The sequence below is a fragment of the Pseudomonas sp. LAMO17WK12:I1 genome (assembly GCF_900177315.1).
Taxonomy (GTDB): Bacteria; Pseudomonadota; Gammaproteobacteria; order Pseudomonadales; family Pseudomonadaceae; genus Aquipseudomonas; species Aquipseudomonas marginalis.
The window spans coordinates 54,956-68,764 of sequence record NZ_FWZV01000010.1; the positions used below are offsets into that span (position 1 = coordinate 54,956).

13 protein-coding genes and 3 pseudogenes are annotated in these 13,809 nt (G+C 62.2%); 6 read left to right on the forward strand and 10 right to left on the reverse strand.

Annotation, left to right across the window (positions count from 1 at the left end; translation table 11 throughout):
* Nucleotides 1-9: 9 nt before the first annotated feature.
* From B9N88_RS32965 to B9N88_RS19675, 6 genes and pseudogenes are all read left to right on the forward strand, one after another.
* Nucleotides 10-726 (forward strand): annotated as a pseudogene (locus B9N88_RS32965) (methyl-accepting chemotaxis protein); the annotation flags it as partial.
* A 123-nt stretch (nucleotides 727-849) separates the two neighbouring features.
* Nucleotides 850-1,362 carry a chemotaxis protein CheW gene (locus tag B9N88_RS19655; RefSeq protein ID WP_371263367.1) on the forward strand — a complete coding sequence of 171 codons (513 nt, stop codon included), beginning with the start codon at nucleotides 850-852 and terminating at the stop codon, nucleotides 1,360-1,362.
* 105 nt (nucleotides 1,363-1,467) lie between these two features.
* Complete coding sequence (locus B9N88_RS19660; protein ID WP_027605690.1) at nucleotides 1,468-1,992, forward strand: chemotaxis protein CheW; 525 nt, start codon at nucleotides 1,468-1,470, stop codon at nucleotides 1,990-1,992.
* A 21-nt stretch (nucleotides 1,993-2,013) separates the two neighbouring features.
* Complete coding sequence (locus B9N88_RS19665; protein WP_027605691.1) at nucleotides 2,014-2,817, forward strand: CheR family methyltransferase; 804 nt, start codon at nucleotides 2,014-2,016, stop codon at nucleotides 2,815-2,817.
* Nucleotides 2,810-3,295, forward strand: coding sequence for a chemotaxis protein CheD (locus B9N88_RS19670; RefSeq protein WP_027605692.1), 486 nt, complete (start codon nucleotides 2,810-2,812; stop codon nucleotides 3,293-3,295). The genes B9N88_RS19665 and B9N88_RS19670 overlap by 8 nt, the downstream gene beginning before the upstream one ends.
* Before the next feature lie 32 nt (nucleotides 3,296-3,327).
* Nucleotides 3,328-4,398, forward strand: coding sequence for a protein-glutamate methylesterase/protein-glutamine glutaminase (locus B9N88_RS19675; protein ID WP_027605693.1), 1,071 nt, complete (start codon nucleotides 3,328-3,330; stop codon nucleotides 4,396-4,398).
* 86 nt (nucleotides 4,399-4,484) lie between these two features.
* Here B9N88_RS19675 and B9N88_RS19680 read toward each other — a convergent pair whose 3' ends face one another.
* The 10 genes and pseudogenes from B9N88_RS19680 to B9N88_RS19715 all read right to left on the reverse strand — a co-directional run bounded on the left by B9N88_RS19680 (nucleotide 4,485) and on the right by B9N88_RS19715 (nucleotide 13,611).
* The gene (locus B9N88_RS19680; protein WP_027605694.1) at nucleotides 4,485-5,051 is read right to left on the reverse strand and encodes a TetR/AcrR family transcriptional regulator; all 567 of its coding nucleotides are present in this window, start codon (nucleotides 5,049-5,051) and stop codon (nucleotides 4,485-4,487) included.
* Between the two features lie 55 nt (nucleotides 5,052-5,106).
* Nucleotides 5,107-6,747: an AMP-binding protein gene (locus B9N88_RS19685; protein WP_027605695.1), complete on the reverse strand. Its 1,641-nt coding sequence runs from the start codon at nucleotides 6,745-6,747 to the stop codon at nucleotides 5,107-5,109.
* A 96-nt stretch (nucleotides 6,748-6,843) separates the two neighbouring features.
* Nucleotides 6,844-7,113: pseudogene (locus B9N88_RS33340) on the reverse strand (methyl-accepting chemotaxis protein); the annotation flags it as partial.
* Nucleotides 7,099-8,112, reverse strand: a pseudogene (locus B9N88_RS33070) (PAS domain-containing protein); the annotation flags it as partial. The pseudogenes B9N88_RS33070 and B9N88_RS33340, both read right to left, overlap by 15 nt.
* A 19-nt stretch (nucleotides 8,113-8,131) precedes the next feature.
* Nucleotides 8,132-9,391, reverse strand: coding sequence for a GTP-binding protein (locus B9N88_RS19695; RefSeq protein WP_027605697.1), 1,260 nt, complete (start codon nucleotides 9,389-9,391; stop codon nucleotides 8,132-8,134).
* The gene (gene nthB, locus B9N88_RS19700) at nucleotides 9,388-10,050 is read right to left on the reverse strand and encodes a nitrile hydratase subunit beta (protein ID WP_027605698.1); all 663 of its coding nucleotides are present in this window, start codon (nucleotides 10,048-10,050) and stop codon (nucleotides 9,388-9,390) included. The genes B9N88_RS19695 and nthB overlap by 4 nt, the downstream gene beginning before the upstream one ends.
* Before the next feature lie 40 nt (nucleotides 10,051-10,090).
* The gene (gene nthA / locus B9N88_RS19705) at nucleotides 10,091-10,675 is read right to left on the reverse strand and encodes a nitrile hydratase subunit alpha (protein WP_027605699.1); all 585 of its coding nucleotides are present in this window, start codon (nucleotides 10,673-10,675) and stop codon (nucleotides 10,091-10,093) included.
* A gap of 85 nt (nucleotides 10,676-10,760) precedes the next feature.
* Complete coding sequence (locus tag B9N88_RS19710) at nucleotides 10,761-12,275, reverse strand: amidase (protein WP_027605700.1); 1,515 nt, start codon at nucleotides 12,273-12,275, stop codon at nucleotides 10,761-10,763.
* Nucleotides 12,250-12,462, reverse strand: a complete 213-nt coding sequence (locus B9N88_RS32590; RefSeq protein ID WP_159457362.1) for a hypothetical protein — start codon at nucleotides 12,460-12,462, stop codon at nucleotides 12,250-12,252. The genes B9N88_RS19710 and B9N88_RS32590 overlap by 26 nt, the downstream gene beginning before the upstream one ends.
* A gap of 90 nt (nucleotides 12,463-12,552) precedes the next feature.
* On the reverse strand, nucleotides 12,553-13,611 hold the full coding sequence (locus B9N88_RS19715; RefSeq protein ID WP_027605701.1) for an aliphatic aldoxime dehydratase: 1,059 nt from the start codon (nucleotides 13,609-13,611) through the stop codon (nucleotides 12,553-12,555).
* Nucleotides 13,612-13,809 lie beyond the last annotated feature (198 nt).

The window sequence follows — 13,809 nt, forward strand, 5'->3', positions numbered from 1 at the left end:
GTGGAAAAACTCTCGGAAATCATCGGCGAAGTGCGCGGCTCGGCGGACTCGCTGTCGAGTGCTTCGGAAGAGATTTCCGCCACCGCCCAAAGCATGGCCCAGTCGGCTTCCGAGCAGGCGGCATCGGTCGAACAGACCTCGGCGTCGATGGAGCAAATGTCAGCGTCCATTTCCCAGAACACCGAAAATGCCAAGGTCACCGACGGCATGGCGGGCAAAGCCAACAAGGAAGCCTCGGAAGGCGGTCGAGCCGTGAAGGACACCGTGGCGGCGATGAAAACCATCGCCGAAAAAATCGGCATCGTCGATTCCATTGCCTACCAGACCAACTTGCTGGCGCTCAACGCGGCAATCGAAGCGGCACGGGCCGGCGAGCATGGCAAAGGCTTTGCGGTGGTCGCGGCCGAAGTGCGCAAACTGGCGGAGCGCAGCCAGATTGCCGCACAGGAAATCAGTGAGGTGGCCAAGAACAGCGTGGCCTTGGCCGAACGGGCGGGCAACCTGCTGGACGAGATTGTGCCGTCGATTGCCAAGACCTCCGACCTGGTGCAGGAAATTGCGGCTGCCTCGGAAGAACAATCCATCGGTTCCGAACAAATCAACAGCGCGATGTCGCAGATGAGCCAACTGACCCAGCAAAACGCGTCGGCCTCCGAGGAGCTGGCGGCGACGGCCGAGGAAATGAGTGGCCAGGCCGAGCAGTTGCAGGAACTCATGGGGTTTTTCACCGTGCAAAGCAAACGTGCCGGGCGCAATGTCTCGATGCCCCAGATCAGCCGAGCCATGTCCACCCAGGACCTGGACAGTCGCTCCTCGGACGGCGGTTTCGTCCGCTTCGGGAGTTGACCCATGGGCACCTCAGCGGGCATGCAGGGCGCTGTCGAAGCTGCGTCGCCAGTGGATGAACCCTTGCAGTACCTGACCTTCCTGGCGGCCGAGGAGATGTACGCGGTCAATACCCTGAGCGTTCGTGAAATCATCGAATACAACCAGGTGACCAGCGTACCGATGATGCCGGAATTCCTGCGGGGGGTTATCAACCTGCGCGGCTCGGTGGTGCCGGTCGTGGACCTCAAGGCGCGTTTCGGCAAGGGCACGACGGTACTGGGCAGTCGCACCTGCATCGTCATCCTTGAGGCGGCGAAGGAGGGCGAATCCCAGGTCCTGGGGGTGGTGGTGGACTCGGTCAGCGAAGTGATCGAGATACTCGAGATCGATATCAAGCCCGCTCCGGCGTTCGGCAATCACATTCGCACCGACTTCATCGGGGGGATGACCAAGGTGCGAGGCGAGTTTGTCACGCTCCTGCAGATCGAGCATGTGCTGTGTGTCGATGAGATAGCCGGCCTGATCGCTGTCTAGGTATCTCCCCGGCGGATAGAGCTGTTGTGGTGAGCGGGCTTGCCCAGCGCCGGGGTGCGAAGCGCCCCTGATGAAGACGAAAACGTATGTGACCCGAGGTGAATCATGGCCCCACCCATCGACAGTCCAGGCAATGCCAGCGTCTCGAGCCCGAGCCAGTACCTCACCTTTGTGCTGGGGGAGGAGATGTTCGCCGTGGGCACGCTCAACGTTCGGGAAATCATCGAATACGGGCCGATCACCAGCGTGCCGTTGCTGCCTCCCAGCATACGTGGGGTGATTAACCTGCGTGGCGCGGCGGTGCCCGTGCTCGACCTGGGGGTGCGCTTTCGCGGCGAACGCTCGGTGCAGACTCCAAGGACCTGCGTTGTGATTATCGAGGTGCAGGCCAATGCCCAGCGCAAACCAGTGGGCATCATTGTCGATGCGGTCAGCGAGGTCCTGGAAATCGCCGACCAGGACATCGAGCCGTCGTTGAATTTCGGCACCGATGTCAGGGCCGACTTTTTACTGGGCATCGGCAAACTGGAGAGCGGTTTCGTGCTGTTGCTGGACATCGGTCGCGTGTTGTCCCTGGAACAGGTCGATGCGCTGGTCAACCTTGAGTCTTCGCTACCTTCGATCGCCTGAACAGGCTGGGGGAATGTCCTGGTGAACGTGATCCTCTCTGACGCCGAGTTCGTGCAGTTTCGTGACCTCATCTATCAAATCGCCGGCATCAGCCTGTCCGATGCCAAGAAACAGTTGGTGAGCGCTCGCCTGGCCAAGCGACTGCAGGTGTTCAAGCTCAATACCTACGGCGCTTACTACAAGGTGCTGATGAAGGACAGCGTGGAGTTGCAGGTAGCGGTGGACATGCTGACCACCAACGAGACCTACTTTTTCCGTGAGCCCAAGCATTTTGACTTCCTGCGCGATGTCGCGCTGCCCGAGCTGCGGGGCAGCGGGCCGTTGCGCATATGGAGTGGCGCCTGCTCGACCGGCGAAGAACCCTACACCCTGGCAATGGTCCTGGCGGACAACCTCGCCGGCCGGCCCTGGGAGATTGTCGCGTCGGACATCAGCAGCCGGGTATTGGAAAAAGCCCGCCTTGGGCGTTATCCCCTCGACGGCATACGCGGCATCCCCGAGGCGCTGTTGAACAAGTATTGCCTCAAGGGCGTGGGCGCCAACCACGGTTGTTTCATGGTCGACCCGGCGCTGGCGGCGAAGATCGATTTCCAGTCGATCAATCTGAATAACCCGCTGCCGAAGCTGGGGATGTTCGATGTGATCTTCCTGCGCAACGTGATGATCTATTTTGACAACGACACCAAAGTACAGGTGGTCAAGCGCCTGGTCAGTCACCTCAAACCGGGCGGGTACTTTCTGGTCAGCCATTCGGAGAGCCTCAACGGCATCACCGATCAGCTGCGGCTGGTCAAGCCTTCCATCTACCGGAGGCCGCATGCCTGACCGTCGACCGCCCAACGAGGTGTTCCTGAATCCCGGCGATTGGTTTTTCGGCTCGGGTGCGATTCGCCTGCGTACGGTGCTGGGATCGTGTGTTGCATTGGTGTTCTGGCATCCCCGGCGCTTGCTGGGGGGCATGTGTCACTACCTGCTGCCACAGCGCGCCGTGACCAAACAGGGCGTCCTGGATGGTCGCTACGGCAACGAAGCCTTTGAACTGTTGCTCGCTCGAATACAGTCGATCAAGGCCCTGCCGACGGAGTTCAGGATCAGCGTATTCGGCGGTGGCAACATGTTTCCCGGGCTTGTGCGCTCGGACAATGATTACGTCGGCCAGCGCAATGTCGAACAGGCCATGCGCCTGCTCGACCTGCATCAGTTGCGGTGTCAACACTTCCATGTGGAAGGCGTGGGTTATCGGACCATTGTGTTCGATCTGGCCAACGGCGAAATCGAACTCAACTACCTGGCCTTGAAGTGAACCCCCAGGAGCCCTCATGGAGAACGTGCGACATGAGCCTTATCAAAGTGCTGATCATTGATGATTCCGCCGTGGTGCGTCAGGTACTCACGGCGACCCTGGGGCAAGACCCCGCTATTGAGGTTATCGGCGCGGCGGCAGACCCGGTGTTCGCCATGGACAAAATGAACAAGCAATGGCCGGATGTGATTGTGTTGGATGTGGAGATGCCACGGATGGATGGCATCACGTTCCTCAAGAAGTTGATGGCCGAACACCCCACGCCCGTGGTCATCTGCTCCACGCTGACCGAAAAGGGTGCGGCCACCACCATGCAGGCGCTGGCGGCCGGCGCGGTCAGCATTGTGACCAAGCCACAACTCAACCTGCGCCAGTTTCTCACCGACAGTGCCGATGAATTGGCGGGGGCCGTCAAGGCCGCCGCGCGGGCCAACATGAAACGCATGGTGCCTTCCAGCGAACGCGCTCCCGCCAGGCTGACGGCCGACGTCATATTGCCGGCGGGCACCCAGGCAATGGCGCGCACCACCGAGAACATTGTCGCCATTGGGACGTCCACGGGCGGCACCCAAGCCCTGGAGTTGGTGTTGACCGCCTTGCCCAGGGTCTGTCCGGGCATCGTCATCGTGCAGCACATGCCCGAACACTTCACCGCCGCGTTTGCCGAGCGCCTCAATCGATTGTGCGAGATCGAGGTCAGGGAGGCGAAGAACGGTGACCGGGTTATCCCCGGTTGTGCACTGATTGCCCCCGGTGGCCGGCACATGGTGCTCAAGCGCAGCGGCGCCCAATACCTGGTGGAAATTGTCGACGGACCTCCGGTCAGCCGGCATCGACCTTCCGTTGATGTACTGTTTCGTTCGGTGGCCCGCAGTGCCGGGAGTAACGCGCTGGGGATCATCATGACGGGGATGGGCGACGATGGCGCCCGGGGCCTGAAGGAAATGCACGACAACGGCGCCCGCACCCTGGGCCAGGATGAAGAGTCCTGCGTGGTCTATGGCATGCCCAAGGAGGCGTTCAAGCTCGGTGCGGTGGAGCGTGAGGTGCCCCTTGAGCAGATCTCGGCGGCGATTCTGCAATCCATGCACCAGCGGCGCTGACGGTTCGGGGTTCTGTGCTGATTGATAAGGCGCTCCGGCAATCCGCCTCGGGCCAGCCTGGGGTTTCAGTATGGGTCATGGTGGGCTCAGGGCAGGGAATCAATGGCCTGTAACACCGCACAGGCGATGGTCTTCGTAATCGTTCGCCGCTGGGCGTTATCGAGCATCGGGCTTAACCAGGTGGGTAGACTGTTCAGCATGGGCAAGATGGCCGTGAGCGCGCCCTCGCGCAACGGCCCGCCCGGTGGATGGCCTGCCTGGCCGATCAAATCCATTATTTCCGACTCATAGGCACGCCTCAGGCGCTGGACGCTTGCCTGCATCGAGTCGCCCAGGCAATTGGCGTCCATGACCGCCAGCTTGAAGTGTCCGGTCATGTGTTCATGCAATTGAAGGTGACAGTCGATCAGTTGGGCCAGGCGTTGGTCGGGTGCCAATCGGCGATTCTTGATGCCGTGCACCTGGGACAACAGGGTTTGATACAGCTCCATCAGCAGTTCGTAAAGCAGCGCCTCCTTGCTTTCCACATGGTGATAGATCGCCCCCGGGCTTATGCCGACATGGGCGGCGAGTTCACGCATGCTGACCTGGTTGAAACTGCGCTCCTTGAATAACTCCGAGGCTTTGCGCTGGAAGTCTGATCGGTTCAGCACACGCTTTGCCCCGTATTGCACGCACGCCTGGCGCTCCGGCACGCCGGCCACGGGTTCATGCCCCCGGCGCCTGCTGCCGGGCAATTTCCTGATTGCGCAGGATAAAGCGCTGCAACTTGCCACTGGGGGTCTTGGGGAGTTGCTCGACGAACTCCACTTCCCGGGGATAGGCATGGGCGGCCAGGCGCTGCCGTACATGCAGGCGCAGTACTTCGGCCAGCTCGGCGCTGGGCTGGTACTGGCTGTCGAGCACGACAAAGGCTTTGATCAGCTCGGTGCGTTGCGGGTCGGGCTTGCCGATCACCGCCGCCTCGATCACCGCCGGGTGTTCGATCAGCGCGCTCTCGACGTCGAACGGCCCGACGCGGTAGCCGGACGTGGTGATCACATCATCGTTGCGGCCGACGAAGCTGATACTGCCGTCGTCATTCAGCTCCACACTGTCGCCGCTGAGGTAATAGCGCCCCACAAAGGCCCGGGTGGGCATGCCCAGGTAGCCGTCGAACCAGCACAGGGGCGAGCGTTCGCGATCCACCGCCAGGACGCCCGGCTGACCCGCCGGCAATTCCCGATGCGCGTCGTCCAGTACGACGATGCGGTAGCCGGGCACCGCATAACCCGCCGAGCCCTCACGGACCGGGTGACGCAAACCATGGTGATTGCACAACACCATGCCGATTTCCGTCTGGCCGTAATGATCGTGAATGGTCACGCCGAGTTGCTCGGCAAACCAGCGGATCACGTGTGGGTTGAGCGGCTCGCCGGCACTGCTGACGGCACGCAGGCGGCCGCGCACGGCGTCGGCGAACGCTGCCCCCTCGGCAATCAACAGGCGATAGGCCGTCGGGGAGCCGGCCAGATTGCTGACGGCGTACTTGGCAATGACTCGGCACGTACTCTCCACCGTAAAAGGGCCGTTGTAGAACAGCGTGGCATGACCACAGGCCAGCGGGCCGGTCACCGCGTAATACAGGCCATAGGCCCAGCCGGGATCGGCCAGGTTCCAGAAGCGGTCGTCCTGCTGCAGGCCAATGGAGTCGCGTATATAACCCTTGAAGGCGAGAATGGCGCGCAACGGCACTTCCAGAGGCTTGGCCGGCCCCGTGGTACCCGATGTGCACATCAACAGGAATGGCGCGCTGGCGTCCAGCAGTACCGGTTCGCACTCGACGTCTTGGCCGTCCAGGATGCTCCAGAACGGATAATCGCTGGGGTTCTGCGGGCCCCCGCCGGTTACGATCACGCTTGGGCAGTTGCCGATCTCATCCAGCTTGGGACGGTTCTGCGCATCCGTCACGATCCAGCGCGCGTTGGAGCAGCCCAATCGTTGCTCGATCGCCTTGGGACCAAATGCGGTGAAGAGCGGTTGATAGACCGCGCCCACCCGCCAGGTCCCCAAGATGGCAATCAGCAGTTCAACCGTGCGCGGCATCAGGCCGGCGACGCGGTCGCCCGGTTTTACCCCTTGCTCACGCAAGAAATGGCCGAAGCGGGCGGCGCTGGCCTGCAATTGGCTGAATGTGTATTGGGCGGCGCTGCCATCCTGTGCTTCGCAATACAACGCCACGGCGTCGTCGTGGGCGTGCCGGTCGCAGCATTCGACGCAGGCGTTCAGGGCAGTCAGGTCACCTTGCAAAGCCAGTTCGGCGGTCTGTTGGTAATTGAAGGATGTGGCCACAGCTTGATAATCACGCATAACGATACCTGGTTCTTATTGTTGGGTTTGTACGGCCAATAGTTGCGCTGCTCACGACTCGGCGCGGTGGCGCTAGCTGTCCATCATGTCGGCCGCTTGCTGGGTCGCCTGGCTGGTGCGGGTCGCCAGCTTGCGAACTTCATCGGCGACCACCGCGAACCCGCGTCCGGCGTCGCCAGCGCGGGCGGCTTCAATGGCGGCGTTCAAGGCCAACAGGTTGGTCTGGCTGGCGATGCCCTGGATGGTGGCGACAATGTGCGTCAGCTTGCGCAGGGTCTCCTGCATCACTCGGTGCTGGTGTTCCTGAGCCTCACGCATGCTGTTTTCTTCATGGTGGGCATGGATATCGGTGATGGCACCCACCACCCTTTGCGGGGAGCCGTCCTCTGCGCGTCGCGTCTGCCCACGGCCGCGAAACCAGCGGTAATTGCCACTGCTGTGCTTGAGCCGATAATCGACATCAAAGGGTGTTTTACCGCTGTGGTCTTCGACGTGGGCGACAAACGCCGCGATTGCCCGTGCGCTGTCGTCTGGATGCAAGCGTGAGGTCCAGCTTTCCAATGTGTTGGGAAATTCCTCAACCGTGGTGTACCCCAGCAGTCGCCGCATTTGCGAAGACCACCAGATGGTGTTGTTCGGGTTCGCCGGGTCACCCGCCACCACCTCAATGTCCCAGAGCCCGTCATGGAGCATTTCACGGGAAATCTCGAAGCGTGTGGCCGCCAGTTCGAGTGACTCTTCGTGCAGGCGCTGTTCATGAATGTCACGCAGGCTTCCGCCGATGGCGACCGGTACGCCTTGCGCATCGCGGCGCGCCACACCGCTGATCCTGCACCAACGATAGTCACCGTCTGATGCAAGGGCCATGCGTACGTCCAGCGCAAAGGGCGTTCGCCCGCTGCGATCAGCCAGGTGCCGGGCAAGCGCGTCAAGATGGCGTTGCCGGTCCGTCGCGTGCAGGTGCTCGTTCCAGCGGCCAAGTTGATCAATACCTTGGGTCGGGATCGACGCGGACCCTGTCCACTTCATAGCCCACTCCGGTGCGGGTGCAGCAACACCTGCCGGTTGCAGTTCCCAAAACAGTTCACCTGCGCCTTGGGCGATAAGTGCCCAGCGCGCCTCCTGCTCCTGTAAAAGCGCGTCGCGGCGGGCCAGGTGTTCGGTCAATTGGGTTGCTTCCAATGCCAGCGCGTGTGTCTGTGCTTTCAGGGCTCGCCGCTCTTGCAGCAATGTCTCGACGCCCGCCAGGATGCGTCGCAATAACGGGTTGCTCGACGACAGCGGTGTACTCGCCTGGTCAGGCTCATCCAGTCTGTCGGCAAGCGGAGCCAATACCCAGCGGTTGGTTCGGCTGAAAAAGAGCATGGGGCACCTCTATCTCGGATCAAATGGGGGCAATCGCCATGGGCTGTGTGGGTATGCGGGCAAGGGCCCGCTGGTCAAAGGCGGTCGCCCCCGGCAGTGCCTGCCAGGCCAGTGGGCCGGCGGCGATTTCCTGGGCGCTCAGCAGGCAGTGGTCGAGCTCGCGCTGTAACGCGTCGGTGTCGAGGCCCTGGCCGATAAACACCAACTCCTGCCGGCAGTCGCCGACCACGCTGTCCCATTTGGCCCTGATGCCCTGCAGCCGGTATTCGTCCCGGGGCCATTGCGACGGCTCGATGAAGTTCCACCAGCGCCCGACATAGTCCCACTGGAACCGCTTGCCGCTTTGCACCAGCAGGCCGGTTTCCAGGTGGCGGCTGGCGAGCCAGAAGTAACCTTTGCTGCGCAGCAATCGCCCGTTGCTCCAGGGCTGCTGGAGAAAGTCGAGCAACCGTTGCGGGTGGAAAGGCGCGCGCTCGCGGTACACCCAGGACGTCACGCCATAGGTGTCCGACTCGGAGGCCGGCGCGTCTGCCGCCTCCATTTTCCGCATCCAGCCCGGCGACGCTGCGAGGCTGGGTAAATCAAACAGATGGGTGCCGAGGAGGCTGGCTGACGGGATGTTACCGTGGGCCATCGGCATGATCCGCGCCGCCGGGTTAAGCCCCTTGAGGATCGCCTGCACGGCCTGGTACTGCGCAGCATCGATGAGGTCCAGCTTGTTGACGAGAATGACGTTGGCGTACTCCACCTGTTCGATCAGCAGATCGGCCAGGTGGCGCTTGGGTGCGTCTGGCGTGGCGTCGTCGCGATCAACGGTGTCCGGCGATTCGAGCAGTTCCTGGAAGCGACTGCCATCGACCACCGTCACCAAGGTGTCCAGGCGCGCCAGTTCGCTGAGGCTGAAGCCATCAGCGTCAAGGAAGGCGAACGTCTCCGCGACCGGCATCGGCTCGGAGATCCCCGTGGATTCGATCAGCAGGTAATCGAAACGCTGCTGGCGTGCGAGCATACTGATCTGCTCGAGCAAATCGGCGCGCAGGGTGCAGCAGATACACCCGTTGCTCATCTCGATCAGCTCATCGCGACCACGGTGCAGCGCGACATCGCGCTGCACTTCTTCGGCATCGATATTGACTTCGCTCATGTCATTGACGATGACGGCCACGCGCAGGCCTTCGCGATTGCGCAGGATGTGGTTGAGCAGGGTGGTCTTGCCGGCGCCGAGGAAGCCCGAAAGGACCGTCACCGGCAGTCGGCTTGCCTGGGCGCCGTCTGTCATGGGTTCACCGCGCGCGGGCCGGCGGCCTTGTCCAGGTAGCTTTCGAACAGGTCGACCACCACAAAACCCTCATCGGCGGCATCTCCCCACAGGTCCTTCACGGCGAACTCGACGTGGTAGGTGGGTTGATGGGCTGCGCTTACATCGCCATGGCCGATTGCGTCGGGGAACGGCCATTTCTCTGACGTGCGGTGCAGGACCACGCCTTCCTTGCCGCGCACGTAGGCGGGCATGCGGATGTGCCCAGCCACATATTCGTCTCGCACCACCACCCGATCCCCCACCTCGAAGGGCGGCCGCCCCGTGATCGCCGGGCGGCCCTCGGCATGGGCGGGATTCGCCAGCTTGAAGTGGGAGCCCAAGGCCTGATCAAGCTCCGCCTGGGTGATCACGCCGGTTTCGACCAGCAGGGTGGCGGTCGCGATGACGTAGCGTTCGTAGTACTGGGTGCCGACATGCTGGCGCACATCCAGGCGTTCGACGGCGTGACGCACTTCGTCCACGCTGAACTTTTTCAAGTGGTCGGCACCGATGAACATCAAGCTGTAGGCCAGATGCTCCCAGTCCTGCTTGAACACCTGTTTGTAGCTCAGGCTGTTGATGGTGTGAGGGACTTTTCCAAAGCCTTGGAAACCGCCGAGATCGTGAAAGCCATCCATAATCAAAACTCCGGGAGTGAACGATGATGAGGTGTTGTTTTCAGCCCACGCGGGGCAGGGCGACGCCGATCAGCACGTCTTTGGTCACCAGCGCTTGAAGCTGCTCTTCGCTCATGTGTTCTGAGCCTTCCGGCCTGACCGGCAGCACCAGGTAGCGGCTTTCGGCGCTGGTGTCCCAGACCTTGACCACCATGTTCCGGGGCAACTCCGTCCCCAGCTCGCGCAGTACCGTGCGCCCCTCCCGGACCAGGCGTGCGCGGAACTCGAAACCCTTGTACCACTCCGGTGGCAGGCCGAGGACCGGCCAGTTGGTGCAGGAGCACAGGCTGCAGACAATCACGTTCTTCAGCGTCGGCGTATCCTCCAGGGCGACGATGTATTCGCCCTGGGGGCCGGTGTAGCCGAACTGGGCGCAGGCCGCCGTGCCGTCCTTGAGCAACAGTGCCCGGAACTGCGGATCGACCCACGCCTTGGCCACCACACGGGCGCCGTTCTCGGGGCTCCAGCCGTGCTCCATCAATTGCGTGAGCTGCTCGACATAGCCCTCCGGGATGAGTTCCTTGCTCTTGAGGACTTGAAACAATGCCCAGGCTCTTTCGCCGGGCGTTGAAGTAGCTGTACTCATGGGGTCACTCCTATCAGTCAACACGGTGGTAAAAGTCATTGGATTTCTTATTGTTCTACGGGCGCCGGCGGCGCCCGTAGATGGCTCAGAGCGTGCGCCAGTCCACGGAGGCTTCAAACGCCGCCGCAGCCTGGTAAAGGGTGCCTTCGGCATAGTGTCTGGCGACCAGCATCAGCCCGACGGGCAGGCCGTCGACCCGCCCGCATGGAATCGACAGGGCGGGATGCCCGGTGATGTCCTGTGGCGCGGTGTTGCCGATCATCTCCAGCGCGCGCGCCACGTACTCAGTGATCGAGCAATCCGTCGGTGGATGGGGTTGGGCAATGATCGGCGTGGTCGGCATCACCAGCAGGTCGTAGGTCTGCAGCGCCTTGTCATAGCCCTGCCGGGCGAAGCGCGCGAGGTTTTGCGCCTTGGCGTAATAACGTCCGTTGTAGTGGTTCAGCCCGTATTGGCCGACGAACATGCACAGCTTGAGCGACGCGGACAATTGGTCGGCCTGCTCGCGCCAGCCGACCTGTTTGTCCAGCAGGCCGACATCGTAGAGGCCTTTCCAGTTAAAGCCCGCGCCGTTGCCATGCATCATCTGCATGGTCAAGCCTTCGCAGCCGATGGGGTGCCACAACGAGCCCGCCAGGTTGTGCTCGGGAACGGACACCGCCTCGACCTGCGCGCCCAACGCCTCGAGACGGGCGATGGCGTCACGCACTTTCTCGGCGACGCGAGGGTCCTGGTTGGCCAGTGCGAAGCCCTCTTGCAACACACCGATTTTGAGCCCGCGCACGCCCCTCGTCAGGTAGCTGTGATAGTCGTCGACTTGCGGCGCAGCCTGGCGCGGGTCAAGCCCATCCGCGCCGGCCATGGCTTGCAGCATCAGCGCGTTGTCGCGCACGTTGGCGGTAATGGGGCCGACATGATCGATCGTGGCTTCAATCGCCATGACCCCGGAGTAGGGCACCAGGCCGTGGGTCGGCTTCATGCCGTAGGTGCCGCAGAAGGACGACGGGATTCGGATGGACCCGCCTTGATCTCCGCCAACGGCCATGTCCACCTCTCCGGCCGCGACCAACGCCGCACTGCCCGAGGAAGAACCGCCGGCGGCGTAACCGTGACGATGGGGGTTGTGCACGGGGGCAGGGTCAGAGGTGTGACTGCCGCCGGACAAACAGTAATGTTCACAGGTGGCCTTGCCCAGGATCGTCGCCCCGGCATCCAGCAGGCGCGTGACCACGGTGGCGTCGAATGACGGCACGAAACCGGCCAGGGGCGCGGCGCCATTCATGAGCGGCACGCCTGCCAGGGCGATGTTGTCTTTCAGCGCGACGGTTTTGCCGGCCAGCAGGCCCTCCCGGGCCCCGTTCACTTCAGCCCGGTAGTACCAGGCGTTCAACGGGTTTTCCTTGTCCGAGGGCCGATAGCCCGAACTGCGCTCGTAGCGTACGGGCGGAACGAAATCAGGCAGCTCATCGACCAGGTCGTACGCGTCGAAACTCGGTTGCATCAGGTCCAGGTACTGCGCTGCCTGCTCTGGCGTCAGCTGCATGTGCAACTGGGTGGCGAGGTCCTGCAGTTGATCAAGCGTGGGTCGAATAATGGCCATGATTTTCCTTGATTTCATCGATGATCGGCGGGAAGACTTGAGGCTGTTCAAACACTTCCAGCACTGTCGGGGTCGGATCATTCCGGGTCGTAATGGAGAACAAATTAGGCCTCTTTTGCCACTGCGGCTTTGTTGAACAGGACACTCGCTTGGCTGAACAGGACAGCTCAGCGCGGTGCCACTTCATGGTCAGATGCCTGTCAAAAAGTGGCCCCGACCCCATGCGCTAGAGATGAGGGCCAAAAAATAATCGGGACGAATGGGGCGGTGCCGGGTGTCAGCTTTGCGCGACACCTGCATCACGCAACATGCCGGTCTGCGGGTGGCAGTTGATGTACTCGAACAGCTGGCTCCTGGCGTCCGAGACCGACACTTCGTGGTACAGCCGCAACTTCACCAGGCCGGCCGCCACACGGAAGAAGGTGACGAAGATGCGCAGGTGGGTGGGATGGGATTCGGCCCAGCGTTCCAGTTTCTCGACCGAACGCCAGTGGCCGATGTTGTAGCTCATGTCGAGGAAGTTGCCGTCGAGGTCGATGTTGCGCACGAAGCGATTGCTGTAGCAGCCCAGGGGCGCACCGTTATCGCGCAGGAAATCCATGCCGTCCTGCAATGTCGGCAAGATTTCGTCGAGGTACAGCGAGCGCTCGTCAGCCTCGGCGTCAGCCCAATCCTGGCCGGAGCGAATCAGCGCGATGTTGTCATGGCCCATGACGACGACACGGCCACCTTTGGCCGGGTCGCCCAGTACCACCTTCAGTTCGCCCGTGGGGCTCATCCAGTCGGTCTGGGACGCCGGGAAGCGATCACGCATCGAGCCCCAGTAACCGTGCTCTTCGATCTCGCCGCTGGTGGTGTCCATGATCGCGCCCACCCCCGGCAACTGCGTCTGGAACGCATAGAGGGTTTCGAACTGCTCGGCACGCGGCGCGGTGATTTCGCGAAAATAACCCAGGCCGTCGTTCAGGCGATCCGGCGATGCCCACCAGTCATTGACGGGCGGCGATCGCAACCAGCGGCAATAGGCTGCGGCGTCCTTCCAGTAGCCGACGATCATCAGGTTGTCGTAGCCACTGTTGTCCGTGTGATGGGTCAAGTCGTGGGTCTGCGGGCCGTCGGGCAGGCTGAAGCTGCCGACGATGTCGCGCATGGCTTTAAGGGCACGCTCACGCTGCGCCTCACCGCGAAACTGCACGCCCAGGTAGGCCATCGCTACCTGCTTCAATTGTTCGCCAGCGCGGCCGACCCACATAGGGAAGGGCGGCTGGTAGTCCTCGGGCACCCGGCGGGACAACGTCCGTGGGCATCTAAGGTGTTTGTCGATCGCAGATTCCATGGGCGGCTCCTTGTTTTTTTCAGGTTCAGGCGTAGCGGGCTGGACAGGCTGTGAGGTCATAGTCAGGCAGGTACGAACCGCCTCGCTTTGTTCGCCAGGACAACCGTTTGGTTGGAAAAGACAGATGCCCGATGCCAGGGCTCAGGCGCGATAAAGAGGGCTGGGCGTGGTCTGAATTTTGCTTTCCAAGATCGACCG

What these genes read in the sequence shown, in the direction of transcription:
- B9N88_RS19655 (WP_371263367.1), top strand. Translation starts at nt 850, where the DNA reads ATGGGCACCTCAGCGGGCATGCAGGGCGCTGTCGAAGCTGCGTCGCCA.
- B9N88_RS19660 (WP_027605690.1), top strand. Translation starts at nt 1,468, where the DNA reads ATGGCCCCACCCATCGACAGTCCAGGCAATGCCAGCGTCTCGAGCCCG.
- B9N88_RS19670 (WP_027605692.1), top strand. Translation starts at nt 2,810, where the DNA reads ATGCCTGACCGTCGACCGCCCAACGAGGTGTTCCTGAATCCCGGCGAT.
- B9N88_RS19675 (WP_027605693.1), top strand. Translation starts at nt 3,328, where the DNA reads ATGAGCCTTATCAAAGTGCTGATCATTGATGATTCCGCCGTGGTGCGT.
- B9N88_RS19685 (WP_027605695.1), bottom strand. Translation starts at nt 6,747, where the DNA reads ATGCGTGATTATCAAGCTGTGGCCACATCCTTCAATTACCAACAGACC.
- B9N88_RS19695 (WP_027605697.1), bottom strand. Translation starts at nt 9,391, where the DNA reads ATGACAGACGGCGCCCAGGCAAGCCGACTGCCGGTGACGGTCCTTTCG.
- nthB (WP_027605698.1), bottom strand. Translation starts at nt 10,050, where the DNA reads ATGGATGGCTTTCACGATCTCGGCGGTTTCCAAGGCTTTGGAAAAGTC.
- nthA (WP_027605699.1), bottom strand. Translation starts at nt 10,675, where the DNA reads ATGAGTACAGCTACTTCAACGCCCGGCGAAAGAGCCTGGGCATTGTTT.
- B9N88_RS19710 (WP_027605700.1), bottom strand. Translation starts at nt 12,275, where the DNA reads ATGGCCATTATTCGACCCACGCTTGATCAACTGCAGGACCTCGCCACC.
- B9N88_RS32590 (WP_159457362.1), bottom strand. Translation starts at nt 12,462, where the DNA reads ATGAAGTGGCACCGCGCTGAGCTGTCCTGTTCAGCCAAGCGAGTGTCC.
- B9N88_RS19715 (WP_027605701.1), bottom strand. Translation starts at nt 13,611, where the DNA reads ATGGAATCTGCGATCGACAAACACCTTAGATGCCCACGGACGTTGTCC.